Here is a 25,368-nt window from a genome sequence, read left to right on the forward strand (position 1 = left end):
CTTTCCGGAAGGAGCCTCATGAATCCGTACCCGTGCCGTTTCCTGACCGAACCAGGAAACGGCACGCCCGGCGTCCCTCGGAAGCCCCGCACAGAACAATCGGACGGAAAGTTACATTTCGAACCGGTGCAGGTTTTCCACATGGGAATATCCCATCTTCCTGAGCGTTTCCAGCGCCTTGTCCGCCCTCTTGCCCGTACGGCAATACAGCAGAATCACGGCGTTTTTATCCGGAAGAAGCTGCGGAGCCCGTTGTTCCACCTCATCTGCCGGAATATTCAAGGCTCCCTCCTTATGTCCCGTGCGGTACTCATCCGGAGTTCGGACATCCACCAGCACAATAGGGCGCGCCATGCCGCTTTCCGGAGACACCACCATGGCGGCGGGAACAGGGGCGCGTTCCGCATTCCTGCCTTTCAGCCAGACGAAGAGGGCTGTCAGCCCGGTCACCATGACCACATACAAAACCACGTTTTTCACGCGGCCACTTCACTAAACCGCGGCGAAGTAATCAAGAGAAAATACCGCCCAGCCCCCGCACGCAGGCGTCATCTGCCCTCCGGCCCGCTCCGGCGGCCCCGTTCCACGGGAAAATAACGCTCCGTCCGCAAAAGCGGGAAGGGAAAGTTCTTTCCCTTCCCCCCCATATTCGGAAAGGCCGGAGAATTGTCCCCCTACCCCTCATCATCAATCACCACAGCCTGGGAGGCGAATCCAAAAGCGGGGCTTCCCCATTCCACTACATCCCCGGGTTTTAAATATACCGGAGGCTTCATCCCCATCCCCACGCCTCCCGGAGTTCCGGTGGAAACCACATCTCCGGGCCATAAGGTCATGAACCGGGAAACATAGGCAATCAGGCGCGGAACAGGCCAGATCAAGCCGTCCGTATTGCCGCTTTGGCGCACTTCCCCGTTCACCTTCAATTCCAGGGGAATGCCGGCTCCGTCCCCAAGTTCATCAGCGGAAATGAACGTGGGGCCCATTGGGGCAAAGCTGTCATAACTCTTTCCCTTGGTCCACTGTCCGCCATGTTCCAGCTGGTTGGCCCTTTCCGAATAGTCGCACATCAGCGTATAGCCGCTGATAGCCCGCGCGGCCTCCTCCGGGGAAGCGTTTTTCAGCACCTCCTTAATCACTACGGCCAATTCAATCTCATAATCCAGCTTGTCGCAGCCGGGCGGATACAAAACGACATCGCTGCAGGAAGTAATGGCGGAAGGCGATTTCAGGAAAACAGCCGGTTCCTGTACGGAATCCCCGTCAAACTCCTTCGCATGGTCTGCATAGCTCTTTCCCAGGCACACCAGCTTGGAAGGGGAACAGGGCAGCGCGGTATCAATCGTCCATTCAGGGTCAACAGCTTTGGCGGCGGTATTATCCAGAAACGCGGCAATGCGCTTTATTTCCTCCCCGCAGGATCCCGTTTCCCCGCAAATGCAGGCATCCACCTCGGCAAGCACGGAGTCCGCCGCCAGGTATTCTCCGCGGCTTTCGCTCCACAGAGCCATGACGCGCTCCGCCCGGTCATTCAGGTAAAATCTGATCTTCACCCTTCCATCCTACAAAGCTCCTCCTTTTAGGCAAAGGGAGGTTCCGTCATTCTTTGCTCCGGAGGTTCTCTTCCGCCGCCCGGACGCTCTGTGAAAGCATGCAGCGCGTAGGGCTTGCGTTACCGGAGCAAAACATTATCATGCCACCGCTTAACATCATTAACCTATGTCCGATCAAATCTATTTTTTTGACACTACCCTGCGCGATGGAGAACAATGCCCCGGAGCATCCATGAACCTACGCGAAAAGCTGGAAGTGGCGCGGCAAATGGAACGGCTGGGCATGGACGTGATTGAAGCCGGCTTTCCCTGCATCTCCGACGGCGACTTTGAAGCCGTGCACACCATCGCCCGCGAAATCAAAAAATGCCGCATCGCAGGGCTGGCCCGCTGCGTGAAGGCGGATATTGAAGCGGCGGCCAGGGCCCTGGAACCCGCCGGGGAACGCGCCCGCATCCACATCTTCCTGGCAACCAGCAAGCTGCACATGCAGTTCAAATTGAAAAAAGCGGAATCCGAAATTCTGCGCATGGCGGCGGAAGGCGTATCCTATGCCAAGCAATTCGTGCAGGATGTGGAATTTTCCCCGGAGGACGCTTCCCGCACAGACCTGGATTTTCTGACCAAAGTCGTGGAAACAGTCATCGACGCCGGCGCCACGACCGTCAACATTCCGGATACTGTGGGCTACACTACTCCGGACGAATTCTACCGCATCATCCGCCACCTGAAAGAAAATGTGCCGAACATCGGCAAAGCCGTCATCTCCGTGCATTGCCACAATGACCTTGGGCTGGCCGTAGCCAACTCCCTGGCAGCCGTCCGCGCCGGAGCCCGCCAGGTGGAAGGAACCATTAACGGCATCGGCGAACGCGCCGGAAACGTGGCTCTGGAAGAAGTCATCATGGCCCTGCGCACCCGCGCCGGGCAATTCGGAGACGTCACGGACAACATCAACACGAAGGAAATCGTCCGCACTTCCCGCATCGTGGCCCGCATGAGCGGCATGCAGGTGCAGCGGTCCAAAGCCATCGTGGGGGAAAACGCTTTCGCCCACTCTTCAGGCATCCACCAGCACGGCATCCTCAACTGCCGGGAAACCTATGAAGTCATGGATCCGCAGGCGGTCGGCTGGGGCGCCACGGAACTCCCGCTCACCAAGCATTCCGGGCGCGCTGCCGTCAAATCCAGGCTGGAACAGCTGGGCCATGTCCTCACGGAAGAGGAAGTCAACACCGTCTTTGAACGCTTCAAGAAAGTGGGCGACTCCAAAAAATTCGTTTATGATGATGATCTTTCCGCCATTGTGGACGACTCCCTGCATGCCTCCACCGGCCTATGGGAACTGGACTTCCTGCAATTCGTGGCGGGCAGCCACGCGCGTCCCACGGCTACGGTGGGACTGCTCAAGGAAGGCAAGAAATTTGAAGACAGCTCTACAGGCAACGGCGCCGTGGATGCCGTCATCAAGGCTATTGAGCGCATCACTAAGCGCAAAGGCACGCTGAAAGGCTACAGCGTCAACGCCGCTTCCGAAGGGAAGGACGCTCTGGGAGAAGTCACGGTTCATGTGGACTTCGGCCAGCCCAAGCCCATCGTGGGCAAGGGAGCCTCCACGGACGTCATTGAAGCCTCCGCCCGGGCCTACCTGAACGCGGTCAACCGCTCCATCCGCATGGAAAACATGCCTCAGCCCAACAATCTGGACGCAGGAGCCATCTGACCCGGAGCGCCCCGGTACGCATGCGCGAACGGGGCGCACCTCCGCACGGCGTCCGCAGGACAGCTCCTATGGCTTGCTTTTCTCCTGCTTCCGTGCCATAAATTCCAAGCCTTTTACACCGTACAACCCCATGAAAGCAACACTACTCCTTCTCTGCCTGGCGTGCAGCGCGCTGGCAGCTCCTCCAACCAAAAAACAGCCGGAGCCGGCCAAACCGCTGCCTCCGCTGGAAAAAGCCACCATTGCCATTGACGGCCACCCGGAAAGCGTGGCTGCGGACGCGGAGGGCAACATCTACTTCACCTGCATCGGCGCCAAACTGGCGCCCACGGAAAAGGACAAGGACGGCTACCTGGGCGTTATCCCGCACGGCTCCACGGAACCTAAAAAGATCACGGACGTGGACACCCTGGACGCTCCCAAGGGGCTCCTGTACCAGGACGGCTTCCTGTACTGCACGGATGTGGACATGGTCTACAAGATAGACGCCAAAACCGGCACCATTGAGGGGTATGTGGACCTGTCCCCCTCCCGCATGAAATTCCTCAACGACCTGGCGTTCATCAACGGCAGGCTCATGGTCTCCTCCACGGATACCGACCAGATTTTCTACGTGGACACGAACACCAGTTCCTACGGGGAGCTGGTCACCAAGCAGCCCATCTACAAGCCGAACGGCCTGGCCTGGGACCCGGAAAGAAAAGTCATCTACCTCTGCGAATACGCCACGGATGAAAAAGGCAAGCCCAGCGGCCGCCTGCTCTCCATCAACCCCGTCTCCCGGGAAGTCACGGAACTCTCCAAGGAACGGGGGCAATACGACGGCCTGGTGTACCGTGACAACGCCCTTTACTACAGCGACTGGTCCAAGGACAAAAAACCGGAAGCCATCCGCAGGCTGGACCTGAAAACGGGGCGTTCCGCGCCGGCAGCCACCGGTCCCATTGAAGGCGCGGCGGACTTTATCCTGTATGACTCCATGATCGTGGTTCCGGGCATGGCGGAAAAGAAAATCCACATCATGCCCATCGGCGGGAAAAAATAAACCGGGCGGTTCCGCTCTTCAACTCCCCTCTCCGGGCCGCCGGCGGGCATTTCCCGCGCTGGCGGCCTTTTTCAATTTACGGCTTGAAGTACACGTGGGGATGCGCTTAGTTAATGGGGATATGAGCAAGATTTCAGACCAAATCATGGAAGGGATGAAAACCGCCATGAGAGCAAAAGACTCCGTCACCCTCAACACGCTGCGCGCCCTCAAGACGGCTCTGACGAACACGGCCATCGCCAAGGGAGGCCTGGGAACCCAGTTGGAGGAAGCGGAAGAACTGGCCGTGGTCCGCAAGCAAATCAAGCAGCGCGAAGACTCTACGGAACAATTCCGCTCCGCCGGACGCCCGGAACTGGCCGACAAGGAAGAAGCGGAAATCGCCGTCCTCAAGCAATTCATGCCTGCTGAACTCACCGCAGAGGAAACGGAGGCCATGCTGGAAGCCGTCCTGAAGGAAACGGGAGCCTCCACCAAAAAAGACATGGGACAGGTCATGAAACTCATGCAGGAACGCACCGCCGGCAGGGTCAACGGCAAGGAACTGGCCCGCATGGTGTCAGCCAGACTATCATGAAATGCTGTGCCGCCATCATTGTAGCGGCCGGGTCCTCCCGGCGCGCCGGATTTGACAAGCTGCTGGCCCCCCTGCACGGCGTCAAGGTGCTGGAACGCAGCATCCGGGCCTTTGCCAACTGCCGGGAAATCACGGAAATCGTGGTCGTCTGCCCGGAAGAGCGCTTCCGCGCCATTGATGCTGCGGACCTGGAGACGGAAATACCCGTCACCCGCGTGGACGGAGGAGCGGAACGGCATGAATCCGTTCAGAACGGCCTGGCAGCCCTTCTCTACACGCCGGAACTTGTGGCCGTGCACGACGGAGCGCGCCCCCTTATCACGGTAGAGCAAATCTCCCGCTGCATCCAGACTGCCAGGGAATGCGGAGCGGCCGCTTCCGCGCATCCCGTGACGGACACCTTGAAGCGCGCGGACGAAGAACGCTTCACCCTGCCGGAGCAGGTGGACCGGGACGGCCTGTGGTGCATGGAAACCCCGCAGGTCTTCCAATACCCGCTCCTGCTGGATGCGTATGTGGAAGTCACGGAACGGAACATGCAGGTGACGGATGAAGTAACCGCCCTGCAGCTCATCGGCCATCCCACGCGGCTGGTGCACAACCATGAGCCAAATCCCAAAATCACCTGGCCGGAAGATGTCTCCCGGGCTGAAACGCTGTTGGAACTCAAACACCTCCGCAAAGACTCATGACCGGCCTTCTGTGTACAGAACCCCGCGCCGTCCTCATTCTGGGAACGGGCTACCTGGGAAAAGCGCTGGCGGAGAGCCTGCGGAAAGCCGGTCACACGGCCCTTACGGCGGACATTGACGCACAGAAAGCCATTTATGAAGCGGACGTCACGGAGAGAGCCTCCATGCACAGCCTGGCCGCCCGCATCCCCTCCCCCCACATCATCGTCATGTGCGCCAGCACGCGGGGAGGCTCAGAGGAAGCCTACCGCAGCCTCTACATCCGCGGAACGCAGAACACGCTGGAAGCCTTCCCCGGAACGCCGGTCATCTTCTGCTCCAGCACCTCCGTCTATGGCATCACGGACGGACGCTGGATCACAGAGGAACATAACGTCTACCCCGCCTCCGGAAAAAGCGGCCTCCTCATTCAGGCGGAACAGGCGGTTCTGGCCGCGGGAGGCACCGTCGTCCGGCTGGGAGCTCTCTACGGGCCGGACCGCTGCGTGCTCGTCTCCCAATACTGCAAGAAGGGCGCGGCCCTCCCCGGAAACATGGACAGGTGGATCAACTACATCCACCGGGATGACGCCGTGGCCGCCCTGCACCTGCTCTGCACGCTCCGGGAACCGCCCACCGGCATCTACAACCTGACGGACCGCACCCCCATGCAGCTGGGAGAAATTTACTCCTACCTCTCCGGACTGCTGGGCATGCCCGCGCCACAGCCCGAACCGCTCCAGGCGGAAGCGCGCCGCGGCTTTTCCAGCCAGAGAATCTCCTGCTCCCGCCTTCTGGCCCTGGGCTGGGAGCCGCTCTACCCAAGCTTTGCGGACGGCGTGCACAACGTGCTGGAAGCGCTGGAAGCGGGGGGAGAATAAACTCCCGCCGCCGCTTCTTCTCTTCATGCCCAAGAAAACGCTCCGGGCAGGCATGAAAAAGAGAGAGAACAAACGCAGGACGCATACCGGAACAGGCGAGGCGCCCGGCCAGCCTCCCCGCCAGTCTTTGACTCTCCCCTTTCTTGACTTGCCGGGCGCGAACAGGCAAAATCCTGCGCGCAATGCGTATCATCACAGGACTTCAACCCAGCGGCAAGCTGCATGTCGGCAACTACTTCGGAGCCATGGAACCAGCCGTCCGCATGCAGGAACGCGGAGAATCCTACTACTTTCTGGCGGACTACCACGCCATGAGCACCGTTCACGACGCGGAGACCCTGCGGGAAAACTGCAAAAACCTGGCGACGGACTTTCTGGCCGTGGGCCTGGACCCTGGAAAATGCGTCTTCTTCCGCCAGTCCTCCGTGCCGGAAGTCAATGAACTGGCCTGGATACTCGGCACCGTCTGCCCGGTGGGCCTGCTGGAACGCTGCCACTCCTACAAGGACAAAATCGCCAAGGGGTTCTCCCCCAGCAACGCCCTCTTCACCTACCCCGTCCTCATGGCGGCGGACATCCTGATGTATGACTCCGACCTGGTGCCCGTAGGCAAGGACCAGAAGCAACACCTGGAAGTCACCCGCGACCTGGCAGGCAAAATGAACGAACAATTCGGCGAAGGCACCTGCAAGCTGCCGGATGCGCTCATTGCGGAAAGCACGGCCATCGTGCCGGGGCTGGACGGGCAAAAAATGAGCAAAAGCTACAACAACACGCTCCCCATCTTCGGTGAGGAAAAAGCCGTCCGCAAGCTCATCATGAAAATCCCCACGGACTCCACCCCTGTGGAAGATCCCAAACCCACGGAAGGCTCCGTCATCCTGCAGCTCTACAAGCTCTTCGCCTCTGCGGAAGGCTATGAAGACATGGTCCGCGACTTCAAAAACGGAGGCTGCGGCTATGGCGACTTCAAAAAACGCCTCTTTGACGCCTACTGGGAATACTTCCGTCCCGCGCGCGAACGCAGGGCGGAACTGGAAGCCAACCAGGACTACGTGCACCGGACGCTGGAAGAAGGGGCCCGCAAGGCGCGGGAAACGGCCTCCGTAGTGCTGGACAGGGTGCGCCGGGCCGTGGGCCTGATCTGAACCGGGAATGGAATGCCGGGAGAACCGGGGACAGCACACGTTTTTTAGTGGCATGGAAAAGCACGGAATGTTATACAGGAAGATATGAAGAATATTCTGGTAGCCATTGATTTCTCCAACGCCACGGACGCCGTCATTCATCAGATCGGCAAACTGGCTTGCCCCAACGACAGCATCATCCATCTGCTCCACATTGTGGAACCCAGCATCTGTTATGAAGTCTCCGGCGTGCTGCCGGATGAAGTGCCTGTCCCCGTGATGGACCAGACGGAGGAAAACGAAGTCATCTCCATCGCAAAAAACCATCTGCAAAAAACGGCGGAAAAACTCTCCCGGCTGACGGACGCAACCATCATCCAGGCTGTGGAAGACGAATTTGAAATCAGCGAAGCGGTCATCAACTATGCTGAAAAACACCACATTGACATGATCGTGGTGGGCAAGCACAACCACGGCTTCCTTTCCACCGTCTTTCTGGGCAGCGTAGCCAGCTCCGTCATGCGGAAATCCCCCGTGCCCGTGCTGGTGGTTCCCGTCACCAAGGAAGAGCAGTAAAAACCGCCATCCGCACCAGTCCCGTCCCACTTCATGATTACCATACTCTTTATAGGCGATGTGGTCGGCGAACCTGGCCGCACCGCCGTGAAGCACATGCTGCCGGAACTCAAAAAGGAGCATGGGGCGGACTTTGTCATCGTCAACGGTGAAAACGCGGCCGCAGGGCGCGGCATTACGCCCCGTCTGGCGCAGGAACTGCTGCATGCGGGAGTGGACGTCATCACGACGGGGGACCATGTATGGGACCAGGCGGAACTGGCTCCTTGGCTGGACTCCGAACCGCGCGTGCTGCGCCCCGTCAACTACCCGCAGGGGACACCGGGACACGGAAGCGTGGTGGTGGAAACGCCCAGGGGAAAAATAGCCGTCATGCAGGTGCAGGGACGTTCCTTCATCCAGCCGCCGCTTGAAAACCCCTTCCTCATCTCGGAAGCGGAAGCCAAAAGACTCAGGGAGGAAGAAGGCGTGCAGGTCATCTTTGTGGACATGCACGCGGAAACCACCAGTGAAAAAATCTCCACCGGCTACAATCTGGACGGACTGGTCTCCGCCGTCATCGGAACGCACACCCACGTGCAGACGGCGGATGAAACCATTCTGGAACACGGCACCGCCTACCTGACGGACGCCGGCATGTGCGGCCCCGCCGTCGGGGTGCTGGGCCGGGAACGGGAACCCATTATCCAACGCTTCCGCACCTCCATGCCGGCCAAATTCCCTGTGGCGAACTGGCCCGTGCGCCTCTGCGGAGCCGTCGTGCAGGTGGATGAAGCCACCGGGAGGGCCCTCAACATCGCCCGCATCAGCAAAATCGTGGAAAAACCGGCCTCCTGACCATGCAGACTGCCACCGCCTTCCTCTTATCATGCCTGTTGACGGCGCTCTGCGGATGTTCCGGACACAACGGAAACGCCGTGAGGGACTACCAAAACATGGCCCACAGGGAAGGCTGGCATCGGCTTCCCGCATCCTGCTTCCTCACACCGGACGGACAGCCGGCGCTCCAGTACAGCCTGCTCCGGCAGCATCCCTCACTCACCCTCACGGAAAAGCGGGATAACCGGCAGCCCGTCACCCTCTCCTGGAACAACGGAAAACTGGCCGTAGCATGCAGAAATACGGCTGCCATCGCCATGCCCTCCTGCGGACGCATGGTCCTCTTTACCGTCCGGCAGGACGGCATCGTACGCTACCAGGATAAAAAAGACGGCATCCCCCAGCAAAACGGGGGTGGATGGGACATGCTGATTGCTGTGCATGGAAACACCTGCCTCATCTGCTGGAACCGGGGCGCAGGCCTTCCCGCCTCCTGCCGCCCGGAACAAACGGCTTCCCCCCGCTATTATATCTTCACGATGGAAAAACGGAAGGGCCCTCTGGCACCCGTCTTCTCCTTAATTCCCCACTCCGGCTCAAACACGCAGCCATGAACTATGAAGCCAGATTCGGCGGCATAGGCCGCCTGTATGGAAGGAGCGGGCTGGACATCCTCAGGAACTCCCGCATGGCCGTCGTCGGCATTGGCGGCGTGGGTTCCTGGGCGGCGGAAGCCCTGGCGCGGTCGGGCGTCGGCGCCATTATCCTGATGGACCTGGACGACCTCTGCATCACCAATACCAACCGGCAAATCCACGCTCTGGAAACCACGATCGGACAATCCAAGACGGAAGCCATGGCCGCCCGCCTCCGGCAAATCAACCCGGAGGCGGAAATCATCTCCATCAACAGTTTCTACACGGCCTCCAATGCGGAAAAACTGCTGGAGACGAAACCGGACGTTATCATTGACGCCATTGACTCCCTGATTCCCAAGGCCCATCTTATTGCCTCCTGCTACCGCAGCAAACAGCCGCTGGTCACCTGCGGCGGCGCGGGAGGACGCGTCAACCCCGCAAAAATAGAAATAGGCGACCTCTCCCGCACTAAGGGAGACCCCCTGCTCTCCAGCCTGCGCTACAAGCTCAAAAAAGACTACGGCCTACCGCTGGGGGAAAAAGCCCGGAAACTGAAAATCCCCTGCGTCTTCTCCCAGGAAACTCCCGTCTACCCCACCTGCGACGGAGAAACCTCCTGCACGCGCGACCCGGAATTCCAGGGGAAAATGGGCTGTGACTCCGGATTCGGCTCCATCACCCACATCACGGGCACCTTCGGCTTCTTCGCGGCTTCCGCCGCCATTCAAACGCTCTTAAACAAGAAAAAAACACCATCACAGCCATGAACAAACTCCTGCTTCCCCTGCTGGGGGCCGTCCTCCTTCCCGCATTGACCCAGTGCAACTCCCTGGAAAAAGACATCGCCGGCATCAACGCCCGCAATGCGGAAATCGCCCGCGAACCCAGGGGCAACTACTTCGTCGGCCGCCGTTACCATGTGCCGGCAACGCGTTTCTGGGGGTACCTGCGCCAGCCGGGCCAGACCTGGAGAACGGCCCAGCTCGTCATCATGGATGAAAGCTCCTGCCGGACTCCGGACCGCCTGCCGGAATACGCCGGGAGCCCGCGCTACGCCTATGATAACAACTATGAATACAGGGTCTACGGCAAGTACACGGGCAAATACGGCTACGAGCCTAACTCCAACCTGAGGCTGCCCATCTTCAAGCCGACCAGGTTTGAAGCTGTCAGCACCGATCCCGGCTGGCTCTTCAAACCCTCGGAAAAATATGACACCAAGGCCGTCACCCTGCGCCCGGCCATCATGCCCGTGGCTACCTCCCTCCCGGTCCGCTAAGAAAATCCCTCTTCAAAAAACGGAATCGAAAGGATAAAAAAGAAGAAAAAGCTTGATATCTTCGTTCCTCTGCGCTAAAAACTCCCCGCCTTAAGGCACCCATGCTCGGGTGGCGGAATTGGTAGACGCGCTAGACTAAGGATCTAGTGTCGATAAGACGTAGGGGTTCGAGTCCCCTCTCGAGCACCATATAACCTTCTTTAAGTTAATTACTTAGAGATGGTTACTTGTTTTTGGGAGAGAGGAGCCAAAAATTTTATTTTTTGACGAATTGGGGGACATTCAGGGGACATACTTGTTGTCGAAAAGCATTGTAAAATAAGAAGAAAATACTCTTTTCTCTAGATGAAAATCTACACTAATTTGTAGCTGTCTACAATGTAATGACGAAGAACCCAATTTCTTGGGTTATCGGAGATATTCAATTATCTTTGCTCCATGTACTCAAATCGTACATAGCTCTCTCGAATAGATGATAGTTTCCGGGTACCCATGTGGCTTGGACACTCGGGAACCAACATGACGGAAAAGCACTACCGGGAAGGCGTTCGTGCTGCCGAAGGCAAAGCATGGTTCAATGTGTTGCCGGAAGAAACAGGTCATCAACATGCTGTTTTTGTTGATCTCCATCTTCAGATGTAGTAATCGATTTCTGTTGTCCGTTAGTCGCCATCGAGCGCAGGACTCCTTGACTCTCTCAAGCGTTTCATTGGGTTTTCTATAAACCCGGGACGTACAAGGAATGGTGGTCTAGCTCCTCATACCAGTTCTTTGAGTTCCACCTCCAGCGAGTTCGCCGGGGTTCCACGACAGGGGCATTTTTCATATTACTTAATAAGGTTAATTGTCCTGCGTTCTTGATGAAGGCAGGCACTCCGGCATAGCCGGGAAGGAGACTCGCTGAGTCTCATCACACTTGAACGGGATATCCAAACGAGATCCCTCAACTTTACTTTAACACCCCTTCAGCACAAGTACCTGAAGGCACCATTTTACCACCGAAACCTATTCCAGCTTCACAATCAACAATGAATAATTCTGCTATATATATTACTGTAGGTAATCCGTACCAAAATTCATCAGAAGTTCCTCTTACCCACGAAGACGCAATTCATGAATTAGCCAAAGATGCTTTCACGCTAAACGGTATCACCTCTCTTCCCAGAATCACTGTGGACAAGATGGTTTTTTCTGCTACTTACACATTACAAATCGACCCTGCATTTTCGACCATTCAAGAGAAACACTCCATTCTCAAGCATTTGGTCGAGACACTCAGTAGCTCGACCAACTGGAAGGAAAATACGCCCTATCCAAGGGGACTAATATACGGAGGATACTCCGACATTGAGGAAGAAGAAAAGGCATCACGAAAGCCACGTTTTAGTGAAACGAGTATCAGGAAAATTGGTTACAAGGTACATCCAAGAAAAGATTATCAGCCTTATTACTGCACAGGACGATTCCCGGATAAATTTTCCTTTATCTCACCAGCAACTCTGGCGGAACCAGCAAAGCCTGATACATTAACTAAACAGCTTCATCTCCCGGTAGAAGATGAGAAAAGCTTCGATCAAGGCCATTTTTACAACTATATGAATATTTGGATAAAGACGGCGCCATTATACACTGCGAGCTGAAGTGGACAGTCAACATATTCTGCAACCCGCAAAGATCACTTTACCATCACCCGGAGCTTTCGACAGAATGGAGTAATACGCCAGAGGGAGTAATACGTTCGTTCTACAGGAATCCTGAGATCAAAGCAAACAAGGACAACATCATTCCCGGAGACATGAATCAGGATATCTTTATCCAAGGGATGAAGAACACATGTGCTGGAGTATTGCGAATTGCCCACGAATCTTTGGTTCATGCTGTTAATGAAACTCGGATGAAGGAATTCGTGTGTGATGGCTATTTATCTTGGGAGAGCTCTTTGTCTAGTGGTGACATCAAGCTCGTTGAGACAGACTGGGCATTTCCCTGCAATGATGCTCCCTGTTTTATTTCAACCTTGCGCAAAGTGTTAAAGTCGACTGGGAAAAAAGTTACATCCCGAGATTACGGGAAAAACAATGCTACTGACGAACCTCGAAATGCGGTTGTCGCCTACTGCAAAAGAGGAGTAGAGCTGTCTATTTACGCAGAAAGCTTGAACATGATCCGTGCAGAGCTGCGACAAAAAGGAAAAACAGGACTTAATGCGTACAGGATAGGCGGATGTTCTATGGCAACATATGTTAATCCGCCTGTTTTTGAAGCACTCATGGAAAGAGTTTTTTCTGGCAATGAGGTCAGCACATCATGCATTGAGTAAGATAATAGACAGTATCCCTGCTTTTGAATTTAAGGATCCACAGGAAGATCCTAGTGGATTCATCGCTTGGATGTGGCAAAGTGAGCCCAGAGAAAAGCATCAAGAAACCGTGCAGGAAATTATCAAATGGTCCATATCTGGATGTGACCTTCACACTAGCAGTCTGTCGAAGAAGGCCCAAAATTTATTACGTCGCCTCGCTGCTAAAAAAGCACTTCTTAGTTAGATCAAAAACATTCTATCCTCTCTTCTAATCCTGAGCTCAATAACTGTAAGACATAGCCTTCCGGGGCAGGCATACGCCTCAACGGTTCAATGCTACGATACGGGTCTCATGGTTACAGCCGAGCGAAGCCACCATCCCAAGAACCCATGAATAATTCTCCCATCGACGTATTCATTGACCTGCCTTCCTCCCCGGGGCCTGTACCAGCAGGCAGGCTATGGGCGCACTTTCACCACGTCACGCAACACGCTTTTCACGTAACGCACCCATCAGAAGATAAAAAAATTGCATGCCCCCGCCAGGAACTCACACGAAAGCGCAAGTTCCTGGCGGCTATAGCTGATTATCCAAACGCCGGAGTTAGTATTCTGGCCGGGGCAGCAGTGCCTTCTTCCTCTCGCGGCTGAACCGGAGTCACCATAGGCACTTCGACAGGAGGTTGCGCCGGGGCAGCGGTTGCCTCGTCTGCGACAGCAGACTCGACAAGCTCTTCTGACCTTGCCTTGTCGACTTTTTCGCTGTGTAAGACGACAAGCGCTCCCTGGCGCCCTTGACAAGTCCTCAGGATGACTTGACGCCTTTATAGACACCTCCCTCCATCTTATGGCTTACATGGCGTGTGACCTCACACGCAATAAGAGCCATCACAGAGGCAGTGACGATACTGGCTTCGACAACATTCGTGATGCTGTCCGTAACAGGATATTCGGATTTCGTATTCATGATCTTGGATAAATGATTCGAGTATAATTACTCTCATCAAGTATACATAGCACGAAAACGCCTGTAATTTCACAAATAAAAAGCCCCGGCTCGAAAGTCGGGGCTGCTCTATGAATATATAGGCAATGGAAGTTATTCTTCGTCGTCAACAACGGTGAGTCCAAGCCCATGAGGTCCTGCCGGATTTCCATCCGGAACAGGGTAAGCCGCCACAGCCTTTGGCGTCGGCGCAGGCGACATCTTATCCTCCGGTTCTTCCTCCTCAAGGCCGGCCAGGGCCTCTTCATCGGTCGGATTGCGGAACTCCTTGAGCAGGTCGCGCATGATCTTCACACGGTAAGCGCAAGGCATTCCGAGGATGTTCGTATTGCCTACCGTGATGATGCAGCCGTGTTTGGCGACAAAACGGATATCCTGGGCGTACTCCCGCAGAGCGTTTCATCCAGCCGCCTTACCTGATGGGAAAGACTGTAGATGGACATAAATTAACACAATATGCTGATATTGTATCAATTATATATAACGCGCAGAATTTCCGTTTTACAAAGAGGTCAATTGGGCCGTCCATTGTGTGATCCGTATGACAGAAATGCATTGTGAAATAAGGGTAAAAACGGCCTGAAAGTGTACACACTTTGTACCCAGGTTGGGGTCGTTTCATGAAATTGACCACTTCCCCATCAAAAACAAGAAACCCTCTCCAAGCTATTTACTTGAAGATGGTTATTGTTGGTGTACCTGAAAGAATTCGACTCTGTACTCCTTTCAGACCAGAGTTTACTTGGCAGATTTCCGAATTGACCTATCTGCGAGGTGAAGCTGCAGAGGAAACGAATTAAAGAGTATCGCCGAACGCTTCTCTGAAATTTGTTTTCACAGGAGCCTTGATTCCTCCGGGGTTTGGTTGGGTAATCTGGTTGTTGGATGGTGGGGTATAAGTACCTGTATGTTGGGCAATCATATTCTTCAATGTCTTATTCACAGAATGCTGTGAAGCAGCACTCAGCAATGAAAAATCCGGAGTCCATGTTCCGTCAGATTGTTTGGTAAAATGGCCGCGAACAAGGATGCCGCTCCCCACAAGACGAGAATCAAGCATAATGGTTTGAGCGATATCAGCTTCATGTACGATATCTACGAGGCGTTCTTCATGAATAATTCCAATTTTACCGGGAAGGCCAATGGGATTGACTGTATAGCCTTTGAGTCTGGAGGAAGATATGTGTCTAAGGTGTCTAAGCACATATTGAACAGTGGCTCCTCCCAGAGAATGCCCGACAAGAATAAACTGGTGTTTGGGATATTTTCCCAGAAGTTCGCGAGTAACTCGTAAGGCTACTATAAAGCGCCCCATGTGTTCCAGCTGCTCATCAGAAAAAATCATTTGCCCATCGTCCAGGGCATCGGCAAGAGTCATGCTGCCCCTGAAAAGAATATAGACAGTATTCGTTATTTCAAGGTTGCCGGGATAGGGGGAATTCAGAGAACGATTCGCCTTGGCCATCAAGGCATAGGTCAATCCCTCATCGTTCAGGTTCGGTTTTTCCAGAAGGAAATATCCCTTGTCCTGCAGACGAGTTAAATCATTGCCCCAAGCGTTCGCATCCAGATAGACAAAGGAAGCCATTTCCGTCATATCAATCAATTCCTGCCGCTCCTCGTAAGGAAGAGTATGAAAGAGGGTCATGGAGTTCCAGGGCGATTTGTCTACTACTTCCTGTTCAAAGAGTTTGATAAAAACTCCAAAGACGATCAACATCATAGGAATGTACAGGAAAAATGCGACAAACGGCCCGAAGCTCTTTGATATGATCTGGTAAGGCAGCTTTAAGATCGTAAATGCGGTTGACCCGAAAAATTTGATTAATCGGGCAAATACGGCAAAAATACCCATAGCATTCAATTATCTGCTTCGTCCCTCTTGTTCCCGGCTGCGTTCCTTCTCTTCGAAACGTCCCTGCTTTTCTTCCCGAAAGCGATCTTGTTGAAACCGTTCACGTTCCTTTTGGCGTTCCTTCTCGGCTTCCTCATGCTGTCTGGCTCTCTCTTTTTCACGACATTCCTCCTGCCACTGACGATATTGCTCTTCCTTTGCCTCTTGAGTCTTACGTTGTTCCTCCTCCCATCTCTGTTGTTCCGTGTGGTCGTCTTCCCGGCCCTGGTTCATTTCCTTTCGATTTTCCATGCTCTCTTGCCGGGCTTTTTGCTCCATGGCTTTGGCACGATCCAGTTCCATTTGGGCTTCATGTTCCTCCTGTTTGGCCTTTTCCACCTCATTATTCAGTTCTTCAAGCTTTTTCTGATGTTCTTCGAGGCGTTCGTTGAAGGGACGTCCATCATCCGGAAAATTATCCTGATGTGCATTGCGTTTAGATTCGATATTTTTGCGTTTTTCTTCGCATTCACGTAAACGATCTTCTGCCTGTTCTCTCATTTCCATGGCTGTCTGTTTATTTTCTTGTGAAATTGTTGCTAAAATAGGGGTTGGAGGAAGCTTTTCCAGAGAACATGTGATCGCTGTAATAAGTAAGGCGTTCCGCCAGAATGGGAGGAATACCCTGGACGAAAGTGAGCACAGCTTCGCGATTCAGGCGACGAACTTCGTCTGGATTGAGAAGGTTTCGTGTAATTTCCGAAAATGATTCGCTTTCACTCTTATTTTTGACAAATTCCGTAAACTTGCCGCTTTGACTGTGAGAAACGGATTTGCTGGTTATGGTGGCCGCCCCCAGCATCTCGGAGATATACTTGGCCGTTTCGTGATCGTTAATACCGAAAAACTGCTGAATCTTGGCATTTGCCAGAAAGGTAGGCCAGTCGTGTTCATACAGTGCTTTAAGCTGGGAAAGATCCTGCCATACCATCCAGATGCTCATGCCGTATCCGGCCAGCAGACTCACCGCTTGTTTCATCATGGGCAAAGAACCCAGCTGGGCCATTTCGTCCAGCATGAAGAGAACAGAACATCCGTCTACCGGTTTCCGGCTGCACCTGGTCATCGCGGACATGGCCATCGTGACCCACAGACGAATAAGGCGCGAATAGCGTACCAGATGCTGCGGAGGAATAATCATATAAATGGAAACCCCTCCTATGTTTTTGAGATCGGCCAGGTCATACGTACCGATACCACCGTCATTCATATCCCCCAGAGATTTGCAGGCCAGCCCCGAGTCCAGGAATTCCGTGTGCTTGAGGGCATTGGATATGATGCTCTTTAATTCTTCATTGCCGGTGGAGAGGATTTCATTGCCCGCACGGCTCAGCAACCCTCCTACAGCAACCGTGTCCTGGCACATGGAATCCAGAATGAAATTCCCAATGACGTGGAAAGGTTGAGCCAGTAACTCCCGCACTTCGGACAGATGACGCAAGCGGTGCGGACCTTTCCCGCAGATAACGGCAAGAATAAGTCCTCTGAGCAGGGTACGGGCCTTGTCATCCCAGTGCGGATCCTTGGCGCCGGCATCTCGCACAATGATAGCATCGGCAATATTGGCGGCGATATCGCCCAATTCCGGATTTTGGGTGAGATAGGTAGACGTTGGTTTCCGATAGTCGACAAGGCTGTCAAGCGGGTTAATGCTGTCCGTTTCTTCCGTCATCACATGGAAAGGATCCAGACAAATGATTTCCTGACGGAACATTTTGCGGCGGAAGTCAGCCGTAATGGCGTAATTTTCCCCTTTCGGGTCAATGACCAGTACAGAGCCGGGATAGTGCAACAGATTCGGAACTACCAGACCTACGCCCTTGCCGGAACGCGTAGGGGCTACTGTAATGATATGACCATCTCCTGACCAACCCAAAAGCTGATTTTCATGTCCATTGCTGATCAGGCTGAACAAACCGGACATCAGTGACCCCATGGAAGCCTCATAGCCCTGACGTATGCCGGATACCAGTTTTTCAGGATTGACCAAACGTCCCAGCACCATGCAACGATTGGCCGGTTCCCGTTCCACAAAGTCCCGTCGAATTCGGCTGTTGATAAAACAATCCGGCGAATGTTGGAAATTGGGGAAAGTAAACAGGCCTTCCTCTGCCAAATCATGAGCATTCGCCCATCGGGCACTCCCGTAACAGTCTGTATTTTTATTGGCCATACATGTATTATTTGCTTTCCGTCACTCTCTTCTGTGAAAGAATCCACAGAAGAGGATCTTCTACGCGCAAAGCCGGCTCCTTTGTGCTGACGCCGAAGAAAAGCTTTCGAGTGAATACTTTGCAGGCTTCCATAATGTTCACATCAGCCGCTGCCACCCAACTTTCCATTTCACAACTCACCGTTTCCATTTCTTCCTGATCAAGCGAGCCCCGGTACGAGCTATCGCGGCATACCAGACGTTCGGTTGTTTTCAGTCTCCAACGGCCTGTGTAATTGATGTCCGGGCATGCCAATGCATCAAGTTTGGAAACGGCAACAGCCAGCGGTACTGCAGGACATGCACGCCCCAGCTTCAAGAGGAGACGATGGGGTTCCGTTCCGTTCAGAGGCGGCAAAACGATGTTGGTTGTTTCCAGTTCATTCCGCAGTGCTTCAACCTGCAAAGGATCCACAAGACAAACAATACCCGAAAGCGCTGTCATGAGGGCGGGAGAAAGCTTTTCTTCGGTGACTTCGGCGAATACGATCAGGCGTCCCTTGTCTGACTTTCTTTTACGAATCAGATACATGGAATTTTTGCTTGAGCCAGCATCTTGTTCCATAATCGTCCAGCCGCATATCTCACTAAGCTTGCGAAGTTGATTGATCACAGCGCGGATATAACTGCTTTTTCCTGAACCGGCCGTACCGGCAATGGCTATGATGAGCGGCTTGCCCTCTCTGTTAGCCGATATGCCCCCTTTACAAATCGGGCACGCACGGAATGACAGGATACGGTCGCAGATCTTGCAGGTACTTTTGTTATTTCTGGTGCATGAAATGCTTGAAGGCGTACCGCCGATTCCCAGCTTTTGCAAAACGGAAGGGGCGGGGGGAGGCAATTTATCTCCGCAAGAAGGTTTGAAAAACAACAACTCCTTGTCGTTGATTTGCTTGTAACAATGTGGGCAATATAATTCGCCAGCCATATGTTTATTCTATGGAAAGAGATTTGCGATTGAAAATCAAATCGTAGTGCGAGTCTTCAGATACAAAGGGCATGAAGCAATTACCGGTTGCAACCATGTTATCCGGAATGGAGACTGATGCCCGGGATTGTCCGGAGGCTTCAACTGCCAGAGCTTTCTTCCCATCCTGTCTGGAAAGAGGAAATACGCGACGAGCGCACCGTACCTCCATGGCAGGAATGCCTTTTTTGCTTTTTACTTCAAATACCCACCCTTGACCACGTTTAGCTATCCGGCAGTTCACCCTGTTCCCTCCGCCCGGAGCGGGAGAATACACGTTGCGCGGGGCAGACCAGCTTGAAGAGGACGTATGCCCCACTTGCATGAAAACGGAAAAATAATAATCCTTGTCTTCCATGACGGGAATAATGAGCTCATGTGCTTGTTCGGAGCCGTTACGTTTGGAAGTACGTATCTCATTGGCGTTCAAGTCATCCGGATTTTCAACGAATGATTTGTTTCCATAGACTATGGTCACTTCGCTGCAGCCTTCCGGCCAGGTCCATTGGAGGTATATTCGGCCTGGATTTCTGCGCAGGCGAAGATTTTGCAATCCGCCGTGCCGGCCCGTACATATGAGAGCAGTATCACCCTTGATCACCAGAGGAATGAGGAACTTCCCGCAGAGATTGATTTCTCGAAGTATGGTAACCTGGGCATCCTTGTCGGTTTCTCCGACTGTTTTGAAACGATTGGCTGTTACTATGCTGCCTGGGGTAATCGGCACTTTGTCGGAAACCATCCAGCGCACTTCATCAGCGCCGGAAGGCAGTTCCCAATGAATACGGATATCTGTTCCCAAACATTTGTAATTCCACTGGTCAAGTTCCAGTCTCGGCGGGGGAAGTTGAGGCGTACCGGAACCATGGGCGGTTAATTCGTGTCCGCTGCCATACAATACCAGCAGATATCCGTACTCCCGGCCATTGGTCAATCCGGTATCATGAAAACTGTTACTGCCTCCATCGACCGGCAGGCGTGTGCCATCATTGATGGATTCAGGTTCTCCCCCTTCTTTTCGGATGAGAGTGGCAGACCACCCTTCCGGTAATGCGCACCATGTGAGCCGGGCGCTGCCATCCCCCATGGAAACATGGAAATCCGCTTCCGGCAGCACCATGCCCTTGCCGCCCGCAAGGCCCTTTAGAATGCGCTTGTTCACTACGGCAAAAACGGCGTAGCCATATTCCACGCCAGGTTTTGCCAGCTTGTCCGTACAAGGAGAGGCCGCACCGCCGCCAAGCTCTTCTCCATCATCCGGACTAACGGGAATCCCATTGCGTTTGCGACGCAGCATGTAATTGATCGGAGTACCGTTGGCATCCGGCAGGCGGTCAAGTTCATTTCCTTGATGGCGAGCCTTGAGCCAGACGATTTCCAGCTCTTTTCCTGATGCCCGCACACTCTTGATGACCGGAGGTTCCAGCGTATCCAGCAATTTGGCTGTTCTGGCTTTTCCCAGTTCATCCAGAAGCGCACGGGCCGGCACATAATCCGGGTAGGTACGCAGAATCCCTTGTATTTCTTTCTGAGCCGTATCCAGTTCTTCACTGCTTCCCTTAAGACTATTTCCGCATTTTTCCAGACTTTCATACACTTTCCGGGCAGCATCAAAGTAGGTGCCGCACTGACGGCATTGTGGGCTTGAAGCATGAATGGGCTTTCCGCATTTCGGACACATGATACGGAATAATTCACCGCATTGAGAACATCGGCTGCTGTTGGCTTCATTTCTGGACTTGCACTTCGAGCACTCCGTGAATTGTTCCTGCCACGGGAAAGGAACCTTGTCCTTGCCCTGACAACACCGGCGGTATACCAGCCACTGCGCGTCTGCGGCATCCAGCCCCTCGGCGCATAGGGTATCGTATAACCTGGTGTAGTATATGGGCGATATGGTACCGGGTGAACCCTCCACATAGTTTGGAAAGGCAGCAAACACACGTTCGCAAATTTCCTGCCCCCGCCATGCGTAATCGTAACGTTTCTTTGATTCTTCGTTCTTGAAGTATTTGGCGCCAATAGTCGTAATCTCTACCTTAATGGTATTGATCGGATTATTGGCGGATCCACCCTTGTTGGGTTCTCTGCTCTTATCCGAATTGATTTTGAGCAGTTGCTCGGGCGAAAGAGAATTCTTGCAATTCAGATACTCATAAATACTAGCTTTTCCCGCAGCTTCCAGGCAACATTTCAATTTCTGAATATCGCGAGACGCAGAAATCAGGTATACAGGATGGCCGTTTGCCGGTTGGGGAGGGACCCTGAGAGCTTTACATGATTTGTCAACCGCCTGACTGCTGATGACAATGCCCAGTTCATCGGCAAGAGAGGAAACCGAATCTATTTCCAGCTGTACATTATTGCAGATGTTCCGGAAGATTACCCTGGAAATCTGACCGTCGACAGCGGCGTTTTGCAGGAAATTTCTGACTCGTTTTTGTTCATTCTTCAGGGCTTCTTCTGCCTGCTTTTGAAGAGATTGAGGATTTGAAAGAACCTTTTCCATCTCGGGAACGGCTTCCATCCATGTCTTCCTCAAAACATCATCCTGAGGGGCGCTGCTCCACTCGGCAGTGCATTGCTTGAGCCTGGCCAATGCGTTGTCAACATTGGTCTCCAGAGGATCGAGGGATAAATTCAGGATTTCAAAGTAATTTCTTTTTTTCATACCCGTTTCAACAGAAAATAAAGTGAGTGGAAAACTCTCAAGAGAGAAGTTATTCGATGGTAGCTCGCTCCAACTCTTTCCTCATGGCGTTCAGCTGTTCCGCCGGAATTGTACAGGCCGTCTGAACTTCTCCTTTGATTTCCTGACCGGAGGCAGGATCCCGTGAGAAGATGGTGAGCAGCCCGCTTTCATCCAGCTTGAAAACGGTTTCTATGGGAGACTCAGCCGGGAGTCCCGGTTGAATAGGCAGATTTCCTTCCCAGATGAGACGAGCGTCGTTGGGATCAATTCCTTCTCTATTGAGTTTTCTCTCTTCTTCGGGTGTGGCTGGATATTCAACCAGATTATCCACTACTTGTATATGTACGGTACTTTGATTGTCTTCAATAGTATAACTGGGCATGTTTGCTTCGACAGGCAGGTTGGTATTCCGGTAAATGAGGTTATAAATACGCGACACCTTATCGGAGTAACGGAGTAAAATTTGACCGAAGCTGCGGCTGCATACATTGGAACATGGAGTCAGTATGTTGCTGACCGCTTCCAGGGTAAATCCGCTGTCATCCGCCAACTCCTGAAGCTTCCCTTCCGTTTCCAGCGTAAATTCACCGGTATCGTCTGCTTCTAGAGTGAATCCATCTCCAATCTGTTCGCGCATCAGATGAGCCAGTGCGGAGATAGCTGCACCCTTGGCTACCGATTCGTCCGGATCATAGGAAATGGGAGTAATCCCCAATTCTCTTTCAACTGCAACGGAAACCTGAGGCATGTAGGTACTGCCTCCCACCAGAATGATTTCATCGATTCTGTTTACTCCCTTTCCCCGGGCAATATCCAGGGCGCGTTTCGTTCCACTGATTGTACTTTGAAGAAGGGATTCCGTCTCTGAATCAAATTCTTCACGTGTGATGTGGGCGTATAGTTTTTCGCCTTCGAATTTATAGGAAACCTGTGCCTCTGTACGAGATGTAAGTGTTTTCTTGGCCTTTTCAGCTAATAACTGCATATCCTGACTGGCGGCAGGGTCAGACAAGAGGTCGATTGCGCTTTCCGACGACATCTGCAAACGGTCCACCAGCATTCCTTGCATGACTTCATCCCAGTTTTTTCCACCCAAGTGATGATTGCCATCGGTACAGACTACATTCAGTCCCTTGGGGGAAACATTAATAATGGTCACGTCGAAGGTTCCTCCACCCAAATCGTAGACCAGAATATTGCGTTCTTCGGCATGGTGGTTTTGGGTGAGTCCATAGGCCATGGCGGCGGCAGTGGGCTCATTGAGTATTTCCAGAACATTGAGGCCGGCAATCTCCCCGGCCGCCTTGGTGGCTTCGCGCTCCTGATGGGAAAAGTAGGCCGGACAGGTAATAACCACATCCTGAATTTCCTGACCCAGACGCTCGGACGCATCATTCACCAGTTTACGCAGAATGCAGGCCGAGACCTGCTCCGGCCTGTAAGAACCCTTTGAACAGGAAAAGCGGTAGTTCTCCGAACCCATTTCGCGTTTAATGAAGGTACACACTTCGCCGGGACTCATGGAAGCCTCCTGCTTGGCTTCATCGCCTACGACAATTCGATCGTCATCGAACCAGACAACGGAAGGCGTCGTGCGTTCGCCTTCACTGTTCAGCAAAACCTGGGGTCGGCCATCCCTGCCCACATATGCCACACAGCTGTATGTTGTGCCCAGATCAATTCCCACGGCTATCCTGTTCATGATTTATGTTGGTTAATCGACCATCTCCAGATCGGCTACAACTTCCTCCAGCTTTTTCCGTTCTTCTTCACTGAGGACTCCTTCTACCTGGAAGGGCACAACAATTTTCTTGTCATTAGTAACATCCCGGGCAGTCAATTCGAGCCGGCCTTCAGGATCCAGCGCGAATGTTACTTCAATAGGAGCCCCTGCGGGCAAGCCGGGAGTCAATTCCATGGTTGCTTTACCAAGTTCCAGGCAACAGTCCAGATCCGCCTGTTTTCCCACAATGTTATTGGAATAGACGATGAGAGGCAGAGTGGCTGCATTAGCGGCAGAAACAGGGAAAGCTTGAGTATTGTTACAAGGAACTTCATTCTGTTTTTCGATCAGGTTGTAACAGACAAATTTACCTTCCTTGTTCTTCACCCGAATACCGATACTTTTGGAAGCCACCGTAATCATCTCGGTGTTAACCGCAGTTTCAATCGTTTCAGGTGCCAACGAAAATTCGTCTGCAACTTTCTTATTTGCCTCGTCTTCGAGTTTTCCTGTCGGGGTATCGGGATTTTTTTCCTTCAGATCTTTAAGAACCTTTTCATAAAGATCCCTGATAGCCTTATTATTCCCATAGAGGGCAGCGCCCTTGGAAACAGCATGGTTGGGCTCATACAGTTTGGGCTCTACCCTCAAAGTGTCCTTGTAGCGGCTGTTAACCATCTCCATCACCTGCGGCATATAGGTAGAACCGCCGACCAGCAGGAATTCATCTATTTTTTCCACACCTGTTTTTTCACGAGCCATGGCAATCATGGCATCCGTGAATTCTATCGTACGGTTAAGCAGAGGCTGAGTCGCTTCATTGAATTCCTCCCGAGTCACACTCACCTTGCTCTTGCTGCCGTCGCAGCAGGTAATGCGGGCAGTAGCTGTTTCTTTCTGGCTGAGACTCATTTTTGTCTTTTCCACTGTCGTGATCAAGGCAGCCCTGGTTTCCGGGTCGGCCATCAGGTCACCTGCCTCGGGGTTTTCTATGAGAAGCTTTTCAAGCAACAGGTCACGCAGAGCGGCATCCCAGTCAGCCCCCCCCAGCTTGTGATCTCCATCGGAGCAAATGACCTTTACTCCCTTGGGAGAAATCTCCACGACGGTCACGTCGAACGTACCGCCGCCCAGGTCATAGACGATGATCTGCCTTGTCTCCTGTGTTTCTCCCTGATCGTTTCCGGTTATCCCCATTCCGTAGGAAATAGCTGCGGCAATGGGCTCGTCCACAACGGCCAGTACATTGAGTTTTGCCAGTTCGCCGGCTGCTTTCGTGGCCATGCGTTCGGCTTCATTGAAATAGGCAGGGCACGTGATGACGACATCCTTTACTTCGTGGCCGCTCATTTCAGCGCCTTTCACCATGTATTTAAGAATGAGGGAAGAAATGGATTCGGGAGAATGTTCCTTATCCAGGAAAGTTTTACGCCAGGTTGTTCCCATTTCACGCTTGATCAGGTGGACAAAGTTATCCGGATCGGTATAGGCGGATTCCTTGGCACCTTCCCCGACGACAATACCGCCATCTTCAAAGAAGACGGCGGAAGCTGTAATGGAACCGCCGTCCGGGTTATTGATGATTTCAACATTGCCGCTGTCGCCCACATGGGAAATGGCGGAATACGTGGTACCCAGATCGATACCGTATACTTTGATTTTAGTGTTTTCGCTCATAAT

24 protein-coding genes and 1 tRNA gene are annotated in these 25,368 nt (G+C 53.2%); 15 read left to right on the forward strand and 10 right to left on the reverse strand.

What is annotated here, in order from left to right:
* Positions 1 to 111: 111 nt before the first annotated feature.
* The gene (locus tag M8N44_RS06980) at positions 112 to 480 is read right to left on the reverse strand and encodes a rhodanese-like domain-containing protein (protein WP_205596323.1); all 369 of its coding nucleotides are present in this window, start codon (positions 478 to 480) and stop codon (positions 112 to 114) included.
* Between the two features lie 194 nt (positions 481 to 674).
* On the reverse strand, positions 675 to 1,553 hold the full coding sequence (locus tag M8N44_RS06985; protein WP_102728002.1) for a fumarylacetoacetate hydrolase family protein: 879 nt from the start codon (positions 1,551 to 1,553) through the stop codon (positions 675 to 677).
* A 166-nt stretch (positions 1,554 to 1,719) separates the two neighbouring features.
* On the opposite strand from M8N44_RS06985, the gene M8N44_RS06990 reads away from it, so the two are divergent.
* The 15 genes from M8N44_RS06990 (at position 1,720) to M8N44_RS07055 (ending at position 13,209) form a co-directional block, all read left to right on the forward strand.
* Positions 1,720 to 3,276: a 2-isopropylmalate synthase gene (locus M8N44_RS06990; protein WP_102721366.1), complete on the forward strand. Its 1,557-nt coding sequence runs from the start codon at positions 1,720 to 1,722 to the stop codon at positions 3,274 to 3,276.
* Between the two features lie 130 nt (positions 3,277 to 3,406).
* Positions 3,407 to 4,321, forward strand: a complete 915-nt coding sequence (locus M8N44_RS06995) for an SMP-30/gluconolactonase/LRE family protein (RefSeq protein ID WP_022397020.1) — start codon at positions 3,407 to 3,409, stop codon at positions 4,319 to 4,321.
* Between the two features lie 121 nt (positions 4,322 to 4,442).
* Positions 4,443 to 4,898 carry a GatB/YqeY domain-containing protein gene (locus M8N44_RS07000; RefSeq protein WP_022397019.1) on the forward strand — a complete coding sequence of 152 codons (456 nt, stop codon included), beginning with the start codon at positions 4,443 to 4,445 and terminating at the stop codon, positions 4,896 to 4,898.
* Complete coding sequence (gene ispD, locus M8N44_RS07005; protein WP_102726756.1) at positions 4,895 to 5,590, forward strand: 2-C-methyl-D-erythritol 4-phosphate cytidylyltransferase; 696 nt, start codon at positions 4,895 to 4,897, stop codon at positions 5,588 to 5,590. The genes M8N44_RS07000 and ispD overlap by 4 nt, the downstream gene beginning before the upstream one ends.
* On the forward strand, positions 5,587 to 6,450 hold the full coding sequence (locus M8N44_RS07010; protein WP_102728000.1) for an NAD-dependent epimerase/dehydratase family protein: 864 nt from the start codon (positions 5,587 to 5,589) through the stop codon (positions 6,448 to 6,450). Before ispD ends, M8N44_RS07010 begins: the two co-directional genes overlap by 4 nt.
* A 182-nt stretch (positions 6,451 to 6,632) precedes the next feature.
* A complete protein-coding gene (trpS, locus tag M8N44_RS07015) occupies positions 6,633 to 7,598 on the forward strand; it encodes a tryptophan--tRNA ligase (protein ID WP_102727999.1) in 966 nt (321 codons plus the stop codon).
* 84 nt (positions 7,599 to 7,682) lie between these two features.
* On the forward strand, positions 7,683 to 8,153 hold the full coding sequence (locus M8N44_RS07020; protein WP_022397015.1) for a universal stress protein: 471 nt from the start codon (positions 7,683 to 7,685) through the stop codon (positions 8,151 to 8,153).
* Positions 8,154 to 8,186: 33 nt separating this feature from the next.
* On the forward strand, positions 8,187 to 8,990 hold the full coding sequence (locus M8N44_RS07025) for a TIGR00282 family metallophosphoesterase (RefSeq protein ID WP_102721361.1): 804 nt from the start codon (positions 8,187 to 8,189) through the stop codon (positions 8,988 to 8,990).
* 2 nt (positions 8,991 to 8,992) lie between these two features.
* The gene (locus M8N44_RS07030) at positions 8,993 to 9,586 is read left to right on the forward strand and encodes a hypothetical protein (protein ID WP_022397013.1); all 594 of its coding nucleotides are present in this window, start codon (positions 8,993 to 8,995) and stop codon (positions 9,584 to 9,586) included.
* The gene (gene tcdA / locus M8N44_RS07035) at positions 9,583 to 10,377 is read left to right on the forward strand and encodes a tRNA cyclic N6-threonylcarbamoyladenosine(37) synthase TcdA (protein ID WP_102721360.1); all 795 of its coding nucleotides are present in this window, start codon (positions 9,583 to 9,585) and stop codon (positions 10,375 to 10,377) included. Before M8N44_RS07030 ends, tcdA begins: the two co-directional genes overlap by 4 nt.
* Positions 10,374 to 10,889, forward strand: coding sequence for a hypothetical protein (locus tag M8N44_RS07040; RefSeq protein WP_022397011.1), 516 nt, complete (start codon positions 10,374 to 10,376; stop codon positions 10,887 to 10,889). Before tcdA ends, M8N44_RS07040 begins: the two co-directional genes overlap by 4 nt.
* A 103-nt stretch (positions 10,890 to 10,992) precedes the next feature.
* A tRNA-Leu gene (locus tag M8N44_RS07045) sits at positions 10,993 to 11,078 on the forward strand.
* A gap of 330 nt (positions 11,079 to 11,408) precedes the next feature.
* Positions 11,409 to 11,531, forward strand: a complete 123-nt coding sequence (locus M8N44_RS13925) for a hypothetical protein (RefSeq protein WP_257228590.1) — start codon at positions 11,409 to 11,411, stop codon at positions 11,529 to 11,531.
* A gap of 386 nt (positions 11,532 to 11,917) precedes the next feature.
* Positions 11,918 to 12,529: a hypothetical protein gene (locus tag M8N44_RS07050; protein WP_102749432.1), complete on the forward strand. Its 612-nt coding sequence runs from the start codon at positions 11,918 to 11,920 to the stop codon at positions 12,527 to 12,529.
* A 155-nt stretch (positions 12,530 to 12,684) separates the two neighbouring features.
* The gene (locus tag M8N44_RS07055; protein WP_146021070.1) at positions 12,685 to 13,209 is read left to right on the forward strand and encodes a hypothetical protein; all 525 of its coding nucleotides are present in this window, start codon (positions 12,685 to 12,687) and stop codon (positions 13,207 to 13,209) included.
* 1,081 nt (positions 13,210 to 14,290) lie between these two features.
* Here M8N44_RS07055 and M8N44_RS07060 read toward each other — a convergent pair.
* From M8N44_RS07060 to M8N44_RS07095, 8 genes are all read right to left on the reverse strand, one after another.
* Positions 14,291 to 14,482, reverse strand: coding sequence for a hypothetical protein (locus M8N44_RS07060; protein WP_102727997.1), 192 nt, complete (start codon positions 14,480 to 14,482; stop codon positions 14,291 to 14,293).
* A 511-nt stretch (positions 14,483 to 14,993) separates the two neighbouring features.
* Positions 14,994 to 16,052: an alpha/beta hydrolase family protein gene (locus M8N44_RS07065; protein WP_102727996.1), complete on the reverse strand. Its 1,059-nt coding sequence runs from the start codon at positions 16,050 to 16,052 to the stop codon at positions 14,994 to 14,996.
* 9 nt (positions 16,053 to 16,061) lie between these two features.
* A complete protein-coding gene (locus M8N44_RS07070) occupies positions 16,062 to 16,598 on the reverse strand; it encodes a hypothetical protein (protein WP_146021069.1) in 537 nt (178 codons plus the stop codon).
* Positions 16,599 to 16,608: 10 nt separating this feature from the next.
* The gene (locus M8N44_RS07075) at positions 16,609 to 18,264 is read right to left on the reverse strand and encodes a type IV secretory system conjugative DNA transfer family protein (protein ID WP_102727994.1); all 1,656 of its coding nucleotides are present in this window, start codon (positions 18,262 to 18,264) and stop codon (positions 16,609 to 16,611) included.
* A 7-nt stretch (positions 18,265 to 18,271) separates the two neighbouring features.
* Positions 18,272 to 19,234 (reverse strand): nucleoside/nucleotide kinase family protein, encoded by a 963-nt coding sequence (locus tag M8N44_RS07080; RefSeq protein ID WP_146021068.1) that lies wholly within the window; start codon positions 19,232 to 19,234, stop codon positions 18,272 to 18,274.
* A gap of 4 nt (positions 19,235 to 19,238) precedes the next feature.
* The gene (locus tag M8N44_RS07085) at positions 19,239 to 21,944 is read right to left on the reverse strand and encodes a zinc ribbon domain-containing protein (protein ID WP_102727991.1); all 2,706 of its coding nucleotides are present in this window, start codon (positions 21,942 to 21,944) and stop codon (positions 19,239 to 19,241) included.
* Positions 21,945 to 21,993: 49 nt separating this feature from the next.
* Positions 21,994 to 23,667 (reverse strand): Hsp70 family protein, encoded by a 1,674-nt coding sequence (locus M8N44_RS07090; RefSeq protein ID WP_102727990.1) that lies wholly within the window; start codon positions 23,665 to 23,667, stop codon positions 21,994 to 21,996.
* Positions 23,668 to 23,679: 12 nt separating this feature from the next.
* Complete coding sequence (locus tag M8N44_RS07095) at positions 23,680 to 25,365, reverse strand: Hsp70 family protein (RefSeq protein WP_102727989.1); 1,686 nt, start codon at positions 25,363 to 25,365, stop codon at positions 23,680 to 23,682.
* Positions 25,366 to 25,368 lie beyond the last annotated feature (3 nt).

It is taken from the genome of Akkermansia massiliensis, assembly GCF_023516715.1.
Lineage (GTDB): Bacteria > Verrucomicrobiota > Verrucomicrobiia > Verrucomicrobiales > Akkermansiaceae > Akkermansia > Akkermansia massiliensis.

What these genes read in the sequence shown, in the direction of transcription:
- M8N44_RS07025 (WP_102721361.1), top strand. Translation starts at nt 8,187, where the DNA reads ATGATTACCATACTCTTTATAGGCGATGTGGTCGGCGAACCTGGCCGC.
- trpS (WP_102727999.1), top strand. Translation starts at nt 6,633, where the DNA reads ATGCGTATCATCACAGGACTTCAACCCAGCGGCAAGCTGCATGTCGGC.
- M8N44_RS07050 (WP_102749432.1), top strand. Translation starts at nt 11,918, where the DNA reads ATGAATAATTCTGCTATATATATTACTGTAGGTAATCCGTACCAAAAT.
- M8N44_RS07065 (WP_102727996.1), bottom strand. Translation starts at nt 16,052, where the DNA reads ATGGGTATTTTTGCCGTATTTGCCCGATTAATCAAATTTTTCGGGTCA.
- M8N44_RS07020 (WP_022397015.1), top strand. Translation starts at nt 7,683, where the DNA reads ATGAAGAATATTCTGGTAGCCATTGATTTCTCCAACGCCACGGACGCC.
- M8N44_RS13925 (WP_257228590.1), top strand. Translation starts at nt 11,409, where the DNA reads ATGACGGAAAAGCACTACCGGGAAGGCGTTCGTGCTGCCGAAGGCAAA.
- M8N44_RS07060 (WP_102727997.1), bottom strand. Translation starts at nt 14,482, where the DNA reads ATGCGCGACCTGCTCAAGGAGTTCCGCAATCCGACCGATGAAGAGGCC.
- M8N44_RS07000 (WP_022397019.1), top strand. Translation starts at nt 4,443, where the DNA reads ATGAGCAAGATTTCAGACCAAATCATGGAAGGGATGAAAACCGCCATG.
- M8N44_RS07070 (WP_146021069.1), bottom strand. Translation starts at nt 16,598, where the DNA reads ATGGAAATGAGAGAACAGGCAGAAGATCGTTTACGTGAATGCGAAGAA.
- M8N44_RS06995 (WP_022397020.1), top strand. Translation starts at nt 3,407, where the DNA reads ATGAAAGCAACACTACTCCTTCTCTGCCTGGCGTGCAGCGCGCTGGCA.
- M8N44_RS07055 (WP_146021070.1), top strand. Translation starts at nt 12,685, where the DNA reads ATGAATCAGGATATCTTTATCCAAGGGATGAAGAACACATGTGCTGGA.
- M8N44_RS07095 (WP_102727989.1), bottom strand. Translation starts at nt 25,365, where the DNA reads ATGAGCGAAAACACTAAAATCAAAGTATACGGTATCGATCTGGGTACC.
- M8N44_RS07040 (WP_022397011.1), top strand. Translation starts at nt 10,374, where the DNA reads ATGAACAAACTCCTGCTTCCCCTGCTGGGGGCCGTCCTCCTTCCCGCA.
- ispD (WP_102726756.1), top strand. Translation starts at nt 4,895, where the DNA reads ATGAAATGCTGTGCCGCCATCATTGTAGCGGCCGGGTCCTCCCGGCGC.
- M8N44_RS06990 (WP_102721366.1), top strand. Translation starts at nt 1,720, where the DNA reads ATGTCCGATCAAATCTATTTTTTTGACACTACCCTGCGCGATGGAGAA.
- M8N44_RS07085 (WP_102727991.1), bottom strand. Translation starts at nt 21,944, where the DNA reads ATGAAAAAAAGAAATTACTTTGAAATCCTGAATTTATCCCTCGATCCT.
- M8N44_RS07030 (WP_022397013.1), top strand. Translation starts at nt 8,993, where the DNA reads ATGCAGACTGCCACCGCCTTCCTCTTATCATGCCTGTTGACGGCGCTC.
- tcdA (WP_102721360.1), top strand. Translation starts at nt 9,583, where the DNA reads ATGAACTATGAAGCCAGATTCGGCGGCATAGGCCGCCTGTATGGAAGG.
- M8N44_RS07090 (WP_102727990.1), bottom strand. Translation starts at nt 23,667, where the DNA reads ATGAACAGGATAGCCGTGGGAATTGATCTGGGCACAACATACAGCTGT.
- M8N44_RS07080 (WP_146021068.1), bottom strand. Translation starts at nt 19,234, where the DNA reads ATGGCTGGCGAATTATATTGCCCACATTGTTACAAGCAAATCAACGAC.
- M8N44_RS07010 (WP_102728000.1), top strand. Translation starts at nt 5,587, where the DNA reads ATGACCGGCCTTCTGTGTACAGAACCCCGCGCCGTCCTCATTCTGGGA.
- M8N44_RS07075 (WP_102727994.1), bottom strand. Translation starts at nt 18,264, where the DNA reads ATGGCCAATAAAAATACAGACTGTTACGGGAGTGCCCGATGGGCGAAT.